General features: G+C 30.5%; 9 protein-coding genes. 4 read left to right on the forward strand and 5 right to left on the reverse strand.

Going from position 1 to position 12,775, the window contains the following annotated elements; translation table 11 throughout:
• Positions 1 to 4 precede the first annotated feature (4 nt).
• The 3 genes from proC to TVTCOM_RS11950 all read right to left on the reverse strand — a co-directional run bounded on the left by proC (position 5) and on the right by TVTCOM_RS11950 (position 4,205).
• Positions 5 to 805, reverse strand: a complete 801-nt coding sequence (gene proC, locus TVTCOM_RS11940) for a pyrroline-5-carboxylate reductase (RefSeq protein WP_434796502.1) — start codon at positions 803 to 805, stop codon at positions 5 to 7.
• Positions 806 to 920: 115 nt separating this feature from the next.
• Positions 921 to 3,290, reverse strand: coding sequence for a trans-4-hydroxy-L-proline dehydratase (gene hypD / locus TVTCOM_RS11945; RefSeq protein WP_434796503.1), 2,370 nt, complete (start codon positions 3,288 to 3,290; stop codon positions 921 to 923).
• Between the two features lie 3 nt (positions 3,291 to 3,293).
• Positions 3,294 to 4,205, reverse strand: coding sequence for a trans-4-hydroxy-L-proline dehydratase activase (locus TVTCOM_RS11950; RefSeq protein WP_434796504.1), 912 nt, complete (start codon positions 4,203 to 4,205; stop codon positions 3,294 to 3,296).
• A gap of 209 nt (positions 4,206 to 4,414) precedes the next feature.
• Between TVTCOM_RS11950 and TVTCOM_RS11955 the strand changes: the two genes are divergently transcribed.
• From TVTCOM_RS11955 to TVTCOM_RS11970, 4 genes are all read left to right on the forward strand, one after another.
• On the forward strand, positions 4,415 to 4,987 hold the full coding sequence (locus tag TVTCOM_RS11955; protein WP_434796505.1) for a helix-turn-helix domain-containing protein: 573 nt from the start codon (positions 4,415 to 4,417) through the stop codon (positions 4,985 to 4,987).
• Between the two features lie 258 nt (positions 4,988 to 5,245).
• Complete coding sequence (locus TVTCOM_RS11960; protein WP_434796506.1) at positions 5,246 to 6,430, forward strand: M20 metallopeptidase family protein; 1,185 nt, start codon at positions 5,246 to 5,248, stop codon at positions 6,428 to 6,430.
• 22 nt (positions 6,431 to 6,452) lie between these two features.
• On the forward strand, positions 6,453 to 8,018 hold the full coding sequence (locus tag TVTCOM_RS11965; protein WP_434796507.1) for an AbgT family transporter: 1,566 nt from the start codon (positions 6,453 to 6,455) through the stop codon (positions 8,016 to 8,018).
• Positions 8,019 to 8,153: 135 nt separating this feature from the next.
• Positions 8,154 to 9,323: a M20 family metallopeptidase gene (locus tag TVTCOM_RS11970; protein ID WP_434796508.1), complete on the forward strand. Its 1,170-nt coding sequence runs from the start codon at positions 8,154 to 8,156 to the stop codon at positions 9,321 to 9,323.
• Positions 9,324 to 9,375: 52 nt separating this feature from the next.
• Here the strand turns inward: TVTCOM_RS11970 and TVTCOM_RS11975 are convergent, their stop codons facing one another.
• Positions 9,376 to 11,166 carry a hypothetical protein gene (locus TVTCOM_RS11975; RefSeq protein WP_434796509.1) on the reverse strand — a complete coding sequence of 597 codons (1,791 nt, stop codon included), beginning with the start codon at positions 11,164 to 11,166 and terminating at the stop codon, positions 9,376 to 9,378.
• A 214-nt stretch (positions 11,167 to 11,380) separates the two neighbouring features.
• Complete coding sequence (locus TVTCOM_RS11980; RefSeq protein ID WP_434796510.1) at positions 11,381 to 12,769, reverse strand: FAD-binding oxidoreductase; 1,389 nt, start codon at positions 12,767 to 12,769, stop codon at positions 11,381 to 11,383.
• Positions 12,770 to 12,775 lie beyond the last annotated feature (6 nt).

Here is a 12,775-nt window from a genome sequence, read left to right on the forward strand (position 1 = left end):
AGTCTTATAAACCTCTTGCTTTATTAACACAAGCTTTCATACATTCTATTACTGCACTTCTAAATCCTTTTTCTTCTAAAACTCTTACTGATTCTATAGTAGTTCCCCCCGGTGAACAAACCATATCTTTTAATTCTCCTGGATGTTTTCCTGTATCTAGTACCATTTTTGCACTTCCTAATACTGCTTGAGCTGCAAATTTATAAGCTTTATCTCTAGGCATTCCATCTAAAACAGCACCATCTGCTAAAGCTTCTATAAACATATATACATAAGCTGGAGAAGAGCCACTTACTGAAACTACTACATCCATTAAGTTTTCTCCTACAACTTCTACTTCTCCAAATCCACTTAGAATATTACATACATAATTTAGTTCTTCTTTAGTTACTAAGTCATTATGACAAACTCCTGTTATTCCCTCACAAACTAATGCTGGAGTATTAGGCATCGTTCTTACTATTTTTACATCTTTACCAAATAAAGATTTTAATCTTTCTAAAGTTTGACCTGGTGCTATAGTTACTATAATTTGATTTTCTTTTACATGGTCTTTTACTTCATTTATTACTGTTGCATAGTATTGAGGTTTTACTGCTAAAACAACCACTTCAGCTTCTTCTACTACTTTTAAATTACTTTCTGTAGTTTCAATGTTTAAACTTTCTCTTGCTGTAGCTAAACTTGGAGCATAAGCATCTGATGCTATAATCTCTTCACAAGAAATAATTTCATTTCTTATGATACCTCCCATCATAGCCTTAGCCATATTTCCTGCTCCAATAAATCCTAATTTTTTACTCATTTCAAATATCTCCTTTCCCAAATCAACACTGTAGCTACTATTTAAATTACTTTTAGCAACTACAGTGTGTGTTTTTATAATAAATTTTAATTGTTTATATTAAACAAATTAAAGTCTATAAAGCTTGTTCAGTACGATCAATTATCTCATCTTGAAGAGCTTTACTTAAGTTTCTGAAGTGATCACTATATCCTGCAACACGAACTATTAAGTCTTTATACTCTTCTGGATTGTTTTGAGCATTTATTAATGTTTGTCTATCTATAACGTTAAATTGTATGTGATGTCCATCCATATCAAAATAAGCTCTAACTAAGTTTGCCATTTGATCTAAACCATTTTCACCTGCAACTACACTTGGAGTGAATTTTTGATTTAGAAGTGTTCCACCAGTTCTTAAGTGATCCATTTTAGATGCAGATTTTATAACTGCAGTAGGTCCATTTGTATCTCCACTCTTAGATGGTGAAATACCTTCTGAGACTGGTTTATGAGCAAGTCTTCCATCTGGAGATGCCATCATTATTTCACCAAAGTAAACGTGGCAAGTAGTTGGAAGCATATTTATTCTATATTGCCCACCCTTCATATTTGGTCTACCTGTTATTATTTTTTGGTAGAAGTTAAATACATCTTGCATTATATCATCTGCATAGTCATCATCATTACCATATTTAGGTGTCTTATTACTTACTAAGTTTTTGATTATTTCATGTCCTTCAAAGTTATCTTCTAAAGCTTTCATTAATTCTTCCATTGAGAATTTTTGCTTGTCAAATACATTGTACTTAATTGCTGATAAAGAATCTGTTATTGTACCTATACCAACACCTTGGATATAGTTTGTATTATATCTTGCTCCTCCAGCATTGTAGTCCTTACCACTTGATATACAATCATTTGTTATTATTGATAAGAATGGAGCTGGCATGTATCTAGCATAAATTTCTTCAATTACGTTACTTCCTTTTATTTTTATATCTAAGAAGTATTCTATTTGTTTTTTATATGCTTCAAATAATTCTTCATATGACTTAAAGTCTTTAGCATATCCTAGTTGTAATCCTAATTGTTTTTTACTTACATTATCATAACCATTGTATAAAGTAAGTTCTAATATTTTAGGAAGGTTAAAATATCCTGTTAATATATAAGCTTCGTTTCCAAATGCTCCTGTTTCAACACATCCACTAGTTCCACCAAGTCTAGCATCTTCAATAGTTTTACCTGCATTCAATAACTCTTGTATTATTGCTTCTGTATTATAAAATGCCGGTTGACCCCATCCTTTTCTTGAAATTTCACAAGCTTTTTTTAAGAATTTACGAGGAGTCTTTTTACTAATTTGTACGTTTGAACTTGGTTGTAATAATTTCATTTCATCCATACACTCAAGTATTAAATATGAAACTTCGTTAACTCCATCTTTACCATCTTCAGTAATACCACCAGTGTTTATATTAGCAAAATCAGTGTAAGTTCCACTTTCTTTTAATGTTATACCTACTTTAGGTGGTGCTGGTTGATTATTGAATTTAACCCATAAGTTTTCTAATAATTCTAAAGCTTTTTCATCATCTAAATCTCCAGCTTCAACATCTTTTTCATAGAATGGATATAAATGTTGATCTAATCTTCCTGGACTATATGCGTCCCATGGATTTAACTCAGTAGTTACTCCTAAGTGCACAAACCAGTACATTTGTATTGCTTGCCAATAAGTCTTAGGCTTATGTGCTGGTACTACATCACAGTTAGCCGCTATTTGTAATAATTCTTCTTTTCTTACTGGGTCAGTTTCAACTTCTGCTAACTCTCTAGCGTACGCTGCATATCTTTCACCTAAAATTATTATTGCATCGCAACATATATCCATGGCATTTAATTGAGCTAATTTGTCTACAGCTTGTTTATCATTAAAATAATCTATTTTTTCTTTAGCTGCTTTTATATCTGCTTTATAATCTAAAAATCCTTTTTCATAGATTTTCTTTGAGCCAACAGTATGTCCTGGTCCACGTTGTTCCATAAATTCAGTGAAAATCCCATTTTCATAACAAGTCTTCCACTCATCAGTCATTGCATTTAAAATTTTATGTCTTATCGAACGTTTTTCCCAAAAAGGTATTATTTTTTCTTCTTGTAATTTTATATCTTCTTCAGTAACTTTGAAGAAAATTAAATCTCTATCATTCATAACTTTCATGTCTTCTAAAGTATGACAACAAAGTTCTGGAAAAGATGGTGATGATTGAGGTGAATCACCTTTTTCTCCAACTATTAATTCTCCATCATTGATATAAAGTGTTTTATTTTCCATAAAATATTTAAAAGATAAAGCTCTCATTTCTTGAACTGAAACAGACCCTTCATATTGCATATAAGCATCCGTCATTAAATTAGCTCTTTCCATATAAATATGTGGCGTAGCTTCTACACTTTGCTTTCTTAATTTTTTAATTCTTTCATTCATTCCTCTTTCCATGGTTTAACCCCCTATTTTTGTATTATTAAATCCATTTTTTATAAACATTTCTTGGAGTTCTTTCATTCTGTCTTTGCTTGGAATTGTAAAGTTTTCACCTTTGTACTGCATATCTAATCTGTCATATTTACTGCTAGCAATGTTATGATATGGCAATAAATTCACTTGTCTTACACTTATATTTTCTTTTAAAAATTTAATTATTTCTTCCATATCCTTATCATCGTCATTTACAGTTCCTATAACTGGAATTCTTATATAAATATTTGCATTATTTTCACTTAAATATCTTAAATTACTAAGTATAAGGTCATTTCCCTTGCCCATATACTTTTTATGCTTTTCATTATCCATAGTTTTAATGTCATAAAGGAAGGTATCAACATATGGTAAAACCTTTTCATAGTTAATCTCCGGTGCATACCCACATGTATCAATAGCCACATTATATCCTTTTCTCTTTGTTTTCTTTAATAAAGAAACTATAAAATCACTGTCTTGTAACATTACTTCCCCACCGGATAAAGTTACTCCACCAAAAGAAGATTCATAGAACATACTATCTTTTTCAATTTCTTTCATTATGTCATTAATTGAATAATCATTACCCACAATTTCTCTAGCATTATTTACACAATAATCTAAGCACTTACCACAAACCTCACAATTAAATCTATCATATTTAACGCTTCCACTTTCTTCATCTTTTGTGTTATGTGAACAAATCTTAGTACAATATAAACAGTTAGTACATTTTTCTCTATTGAACATTACTTCTTTTTTAAAACTTTGACTTTCTGGATTATGACACCACCAACAATTTAGTAAACAACCTTTAAAAAAAACTGTTGTCCTTATTCCATCTCCATCATGGATAGAATATTTTTGAATACTTATTATATTTGGTATTTTCATAACCTCCCCTCTACATTTCATGTATATGAATTTTATTCCCTTATAATTTCATATTAGTGCATTGTTATTAATTTGTCATTTCTTTTTTCAATATTTTTATATTTTTTTATTAATATGAAATCATTTCTTATTTATATAAGTTGACTTATTAAGCATATTATTTTAATATTTAAATTATTAATAATAAAATTTAGAAAGGAGTTAAGTTAATGAACTATAATACTTCTATAGGTTTAAAAATAAAAGAATTAAGAAATGAAAAAAAATTCACCCTAAAATATTTAAGTGAAGAAACTAATTTGTCCATAGGTTTTTTATCTCAACTAGAAAGAGGAATGACTAGTGTTGCTGTAGATTCTCTTGCTAAAATTGCAAAAGTTCTAGATGCAAATGTTCTAGACTTTTTTGACTATCCAGATGAAAATAATAAATCTTGCATAACAAGAAGTTATGATAGAAAATACACTGTAATAGATTCAGAGATTATTCAATATACTTTAAATAAAGATACTTTTGCTTACGATATGCTTCCAAGAATACAAGAAGTCATGCCACATAAGTATAGTGCGCCTGAAGAAATAGAACTCTACGCTCATGAGGGCGAAGAGTTTATATATGTACTTGAAGGTATTTTGACTTTAAATATTAATAATACAATAACTGATTTATATCCTGGTGATAGTGCACATATTAAGTCAGAATCACCACATAACTGGAGTAATAATACATCAAAGTTAGTAAAAATACTTACAGTAAATACTCCTAATCCATTAAAAAAATAATTTCATTGAAATGAAAAAGGATATGATATTCATATCCTTTTTATCTATATCCATTTCTCACTTTTTACTTCAGTCCTCAATTTTATATTTTATTCTTTATCATCTATTCAATAGTACAAATTTATTTTTATATAATCTTATTTTAAATATAAAATATACATAATTTCTATTTATTGTAGATAAAATTTATAAACAGTGTTATTATTTTAAAAACAAACTTTTATCATTTTGATACTAATTTTATAGAAAGGAGAAAATATGGTAAATAAAATTAATGAACTATGTGAAAATTATTATGACAAAATAGTTGAAATAAGGCATCAGTTACATATGTATCCTGAAGTTGGCTACGAGGAATTTAACACTTCCCAGTTAGTATACAATGAACTTAAAAATTTAAACTTAGAAGTAAAAACAAACGTAGCTAAAACAGGTGTTATTGCATTATTGAAAGGAAAATATCCTGGAAAAACCATACTTCTTAGAGCTGATATGGATGCTCTTAGAGTAAATGAAGAAACTGACTTAGAATTTAAATCTAAAATTCCAGGTGTCATGCACGCTTGTGGTCATGATGGTCATACAGCTTCATTACTTGGTGCTGCAATGGTTTTAAGTGAACTAAAAGATGATTTACACGGAAACATTAAGTTTATGTTCCAGCCAGATGAAGAAATTGAAGGTGGAGCAAAACCAATGATTGATGAAGGTATATTAGAAAATCCTCATGTAGATGCTGCCTTTGGTGGACATTTGTGGGGAGGAGTAAAAGAAGGAATGGTAGGTATAAAACACGGTCCTATGATGGCATCTCCTGACATATTCAATATAAAAATTATAGGTAAAGGTGGTCACGGTGGTGTGCCACAAAATTCCATTGATCCTATCCCAATTTTATCTCAAGTAATAAATACATTTCAAACTATTGTAAGTAGAAAAAATAATCCTCTTAATCCATTGGTCTTATCTTGTTGTCATGTTAAAGCTGGAAATACTGATTGCCATAACGCAATTCCAACAGAAGCAATTCTTGGCGGTACTGTTAGAACATTCGATGAAAAAACTAGAACCTGGGCAGAAAAAACTATAGAAGACATATTAAAAGGAATTACTACTTGCCAAGGTGCAACTTACGAATACGAGTATATAAGACAATTTCCACCCTTAGTAAATGATTGCCATATGACAGATTTAGCTATGTCATCAATAAAAAAGGTTGTAGGTAAAGAGAATGTTTTTGAACTAAGTGAGCCATCTATGGGCGGTGAAGACTTTGCTTATCTGGCAAAAGAAGTACCTGCTACTTTCGTATTCGTTGGTATTTCAGAAGATGAAAATCATCCAATACTTCATCATAATTCAAAATTCCAATGGAATGATAGAAATATGAAAGTTCTTTGTAAGGCTTTATGTCAAGTTTCAATTGACTATTTAAATAGTTAAATTTTATAAAGGGGGGATTATTTTGGGTAAAGTAAAAGAACAAAAAAAAGAAGGATTGCTAATGCGATTCTTAAACATGGTTGAAAGGGTTGGTAATAAATTACCAGATCCAGTTACTATTTTTGTAATACTTTGGTTTGTTGTCATGATATTATCATACTTTGTAGCAAAATCAGGTGTTACAGCTATCCATCCTGGTAAGATTGATGAGGCAACTGGCAAAAATTTAGTAGTTAAAGGCGTAAATTTATTAAGTAAGGAACAGTTGCAATTATTCCTAACAAGTATAGTTACAAACTTTACAAGTTTTGCTCCTTTAGGATTAGTACTTGTTACTATGCTTGGTGCAGGTTTAGCTGAAAAATCTGGATACATGGAAACTGTTATGAAATCTACAGTTACTAAAGTTCCAAAAAAATTACTTACAGGTACAATAATATTTGTTGGTATAATGGCAAATGCAGTTGCAGATGCAGGTTTTGTTGTTCTACCACCACTTGCTGCCCTTGTATTTTTAGGTGTTGGTAGACATCCACTTGTAGGTTTATTTGCAGGATATGCAGGGGTTGCTGCAGGATTCTCTGCTAACTTAATGATAAGTATGCTAGACGTACTTGTTGCAGGATTTACTATTCCAGCTGCGCAAATCATTGACCCTAGTTATACTGGTACTCCTGCAATGAACTGGTATTTTTTAATTGTATCAACGCTTATACTTGTAGTTCTTGGTACATTTGTAACAGAAAAATATTTAGCTCCTCGTTTTGAAAGATCAGATTTTGTTGCAGCAGATAGTGATGTGAATTCAGAAATCACGCCACTAGAAAGAAAAGGTATGAAACTTGCTTCTATTGGATTATTAGTCTGTGTAATCATACTTGTTGCTTTATGTATAGGACCTAATGCCTTTATGAAAGATGCAGAAACTGGTTCAATTCTTGCAGCTTCTTCTCCTCTTATGGCTGGTATGGTTCCAATCATTACTATAATATTCTTTGTACCTGGACTTACTTACGGTATTATAACTAAGAAAATAAAAAATGATAAAGATTTAGCAGCCATTTTATATGAATCTATGGCTGGTATGGGTTCTTATATCGTATTAGCCTTTGCCGCTGGTCAATTTCTAGCTTTATTCAACTCATCTAATATGAGTTCTCTTTTATCTATTAAAGGTGCTGAGTGGCTAAAAGGTATTGGACTTACAGGTCCTGGACTTTTAGTAGCCTTTGTTATATTTGCAGCTTTCATCAATCTATTTGTTGGTAGTTGCTCTGCAAAATGGGCTGTAATGGCTCCAATATTTGTTCCTATGTTCTTAATGCTTGGATATGACCCAGCACTAACTCAAATGGCTTATCGTATTGGTGACTCTATAACAAACCCTATAAGTCCAATATTCACTTACTTCCCTGTTATATTAGCCTTTGCTAAGAAATATGACAAGGATATAGGAATTGGTACAGTAATGGCAAGTATGACACCATACTCTCTACTATTTGGTTTAGCATGGATAATTTTATTAGTTATATTTATGGTATTTAATTTACCACTTGGTCCTGGTGGAGCAATCTACTACCATATGTAAATATTTCTTTTATCATAAGTGTAATTCATTTTAAAGTATATAGTTAATATAATATGACGTTTTATACTATAACTAAAGAACTATATCTTAATTGATATAGTTCTTTAAATTTTCTACAAAAACGGGGGTAATAAAATGACAATTAATGAATTGACTAAATTAAACAAAGATTATGTTATAAGTTTAAGAAGGGAGTTTCACAAAAATCCTGAGGCTAGTTTTAAAGAATTTAATACTTCAAAAAGAATAAAAGAAGAATTAGATAAAATGGGAATTGAATATGTTTCTTGTGCTTCTACTGGTGTTGTAGCTACTATAAAAGGTAATCATACTGGAAAAACAGTAGCTCTTAGATGTGATATAGATGCTTTATCTGTGCAAGAATTAAATAATATGGAATATAAATCTCTAGTTCCAGGTATGATGCATGCGTGCGGTCATGATGGCCACACTTCTATGCTTCTTGGTGCTGCTAAAATACTTTGTGAGTTAAAAGATGAAATCCATGGTACTATAAAACTATTTTTCCAACCTGCCGAAGAAATTGGTGAAGGTGCCAAAGCCATGATAAAAGATGGCGCCATGGATAATGTTGATTCAGTGTTTGGTATTCATTTATGGTCAAATATTGATGTTGGTAAAATATCTGTAGAAGCTGGACCTAGAATGGCTAGTGCTGATTGGTTTAACATAAATATTACAGGAAAGGGTGGACACGGTTCTGCTCCTCACGAATGTGTTGATGCATTAGTTGTTGCCTCTTCCATAGTAATGAATTTACAAAATATAGTAAGTAGACAAGTTAATCCTCTTCACCCTTTAGTTCTAAGTATTGGTATGCTTAATACAGGTAGTAGATTTAATGTAATTGCTGAAAATGCATATATGGAAGGCACTACAAGATGCTTTAATTTAGACCTTAGAAAAAAACTGCCTAACATGATGGAAAATATAATTAACAATATAGCCAGTGGTTATGGTGCTAAAGCTTCTTTAAATTATAATTTCCTTTTACCACCAACAATTAATGATACAAATTGCTCTGCTATTGCAGAAGTTGCTGCAGAGAAAATAGTAGGTAAAGATAAAGTAATAAAATTTGAAAAAGTAACAGGTAGCGAAGATTTTTCTTTCTATCTTGAAAAAGTTCCTGGTGCTTTAGCCTTTGTTGGGTGTAGAAATGAAGAAAAATCTGCTTGTTACTCTCATCATAGTGGTAATTTTAATATCGATGAAGATGCATTGGAAATAGGCACAAAGTTATATGTTAATTATGCTCTTGATTATCTAAATTCAAATATATAAATATCTTAATATAAAAATAGCTATGTTAAATTATTTAACATAGCTATTTCTTTTATGGTAACATATTTGCGAATATAATTGGATTTGATGTAGGTCTTGCATTTGAAGGATCAAAAGTAGTTACTCTAGTATGACCTTCTCCTACCCATGGTACACTTGTTGCTTCTATCATTACACCTTCACCAACATATACTGATACGTGACCTATTGAATATTCTGTTCCATTAAATGTAAATTTATCTTCAGCAGGACCTGTTGGACCATTATCCCAATATATTAAATCTCCTGGCTTTAAATTATAAGCTGTCATATTTTCATTATAACCTTTTTTAAGTACATATTCTGCTTGCTCACTTGCTTTTTTATAAAGCATATTACCAGTAATCTGGCTGTATTTTACTAGTTCATCATTTCCAGCAGCAAGATATACTGTGGCAGCAAATCTATTACACATTGTCTGACCATCATCTGAACCATATGGAGTTCCTATTAATTTAAAACCTTCAATAAGTCCTTTTGCTCTTTCGTTGTTTTCATACCCTGTTGCAGGTTTTATATCAATTACTAATCCATTTTCATCGGCTGTAAATAATAAATATCCAATTTTAACTGTATCATTTTTCATCATTTTATAATCATCAGGATTAAGATAATAAGTTTTTTCCCATATAGAATGAAGACCTGTTAAAGCATAAAAATACTTTGGATGGAAGTAATATGTATCAGAACCTACTTTTGTAATTCCATTTTGAGCTTTCCCATCTTCTGTAGAAAAATAGTATAGCTTACTTCCTACTGTTCTAAATCCTTTGTGTATTCCTCCACCTTTTAAGAAGTAATACCTTACTCCTTCTTCCACAGTAATCATACCTGTTTTGCTATTTCCATCTTCATCTACATAAAGATAAGGCTCACCGTCTTTGTATACAATTCCACTTACCTTTTCATCTTCTAATAAAATACCTGTTTTCTCATCAAAATTATAATACTTCCCATCAATGACTTGCAATCCTAATACCATTTGCTTAGAAGATGTATTAAAATAATATTTGTTATTCTCAATAGTTACAAATCCACTTAAAGCTACCTTAGTTTCTGGAGAAAAATAATATTTATTTCCATCCACTTCTATTAATCCACTTAAAGCTTCTTTCGTACTTTCTGAAAAATAATATTTTTCTCCTGATATAAGCCTTAAACCACTTTTGGCCTTATACGTGACTGTTGAAAAATAATATTTATTTCCACTTATTAATCTCAACCCGCCTAAGGCTGATTTTGTTTTCTTAGAAAAATAATATTTATTTCCATCTACTTCCATTAATCCACTTAAGGCTTTTTTCGTACTTTCTGAAAAATAATATTTATTTCCTGATATAACTCTTAAACCACTTAAAGCTTTATATGTTACTGTTGAAAAATAATATTTTTCTCCTGATATAAGTCTTAAACCACTTTTAGCTTTATTTGTGACTGTTGAAAAATAATATTTATTTCCACTTATTACTCTCAATCCACTTAATGCTTTTCCAGTTAATTTTGAAAAGTAGTATTTATACCCGCCTATAGTTTGTAGTCCAGTTTGCATTTTTCCTGTACTAGAAAAATAATATCTGTAACCTTCTATAGTTTGTAATCCTGTAAGTTTTTTACCTGTTTTTGGACTATAATAGTATGTATATCCGCCTTCTTTGACAAATCCTTTAGATTGTGAATATGCTACATTGATATTTTTAATATTTTCACTTTTTGAATTAAAGTCTGATGGATTTAATACTAGAATTGATGCAAATGCTACTAAAATAATAAATTTAATTGACTCTTTTGTAAAACTACTTGACACTATATCATCCCCTTTCCTTAAAGTTATTATAATTTATAATAACTTTAAATAAAAGCATAATTTGTAAAATTTTCTCTAAAAATGAATAAAATGTATACTTTCCCCTTTTGTAAATATATTTTTTAGCATTTCTAATTACTTTTTTATTTTAAAAAAATAGAGAAGGATGCGCTTATATATAGTTCATCCTTCTCTATCTTTTTTCATATAAATATTAATAAATTTTACCTGGATTTAAAATATTTTTAGGATCAAAAGCAGTTTTTATTCCTTTTAATATATTTACATAGTTTTCATCTTTAGATTCACAGAAATACGAACTCTTAGCATATCCTATCCCGTGCTCTCCTGATACTTCTCCGTTTAATTTTCTAGCTTTACTAAACATTAATTGAAAAGCCTTAGAAAGCTTTTCGTTCCATTCTTCTTCTGATAAATTATCTTTATGAGGATAAACGTGTAAGTTCCCGTCTCCTGCATGACCAAAACTTTTAATTCTAATTCCTACTTCTTTTTGTATATCATGAGTATATTTTATAAACTCTGCAACTTTATCTCTTGGTACAACAACATCACATTCATCTATTACACTATTTGCTTTAAATGCCTCTAAAAAGGCTCCCCTTGCAGACCATATACTTTCATTTCTCTCGTCTGTGTCTGAGATTAATACATCATATGCCCCACACTCTAAACAAAGTTTTGCCACATTTTCATATTCTTTTTCTATTTCTTCAGTAGAGTTTCCATCAAACTTTAATAGCAAGTATGCATTTGATGAATTATCAGGGAACTTCTTACCTAAAAATTCTTCTGCACCTACAATGGCTTCTCTTTCCATAAATTCTACTGCTGTAGGTATAGATTTTGATTTTATTATTTTGGGAACAGTGTCTATTGCTGACTCTAAATCAGGGAAAGGAATTAGTAAACTAATAGCTTTTTTAGGTAGTGGGAGTAATTTTAAAATAGCTTTAGTTACAATTCCTAATGTCCCTTCTGAACCTACTATTAAATCTTTTATTGCATAACCAGAAGAGTTTTTAACAACTTTTCCACCTACATTTATTATTTCTCCATTTGGAAGTACAATTTCTAAACCTCTTACATAATCTCTTGTCACTCCATATTTTACTGCTCTCATACCTCCAGCATTAGTGTTTATATTTCCTCCAATGGCAGCACTTTTTTCTCCTGGATCTGGTGGATAAAATAAGTCATGTTCTTCCACAAATTGACCTATAGTCATAAGTAATACCCCTGGCTCTACAGTTAAAGTTAAGTTTTCTTCATCAAGTTCTAATATTTTATCCATCTTACACATGTTCATCATGATTCCACCGTGAAGGGCAACAGATGCGCCAGAAAGCCCTGTCCCTTGCCCCCTCGGTGTTACAGGTATATTATTTTCATAAGCATATTTCATTATTTTAGAAACTTGCTCAGTACTTCTCACATAAACCATTACCTCTGGATATTTTAATTCTCCTGCTAACTCATCATGGGCAAAGTCTTCACTTATTTCATCACCAACAATAATCTCTTCCTCATTACAAATACTTTTTAAAAATTCTATATCATTTTTATCTAATTTCTTATACATAATATT

The sequence above is a fragment of the Terrisporobacter vanillatitrophus genome, from assembly GCF_051148895.1.
GTDB classification, from domain to species: domain Bacteria; phylum Bacillota; class Clostridia; order Peptostreptococcales; family Peptostreptococcaceae; genus Terrisporobacter; species Terrisporobacter vanillatitrophus.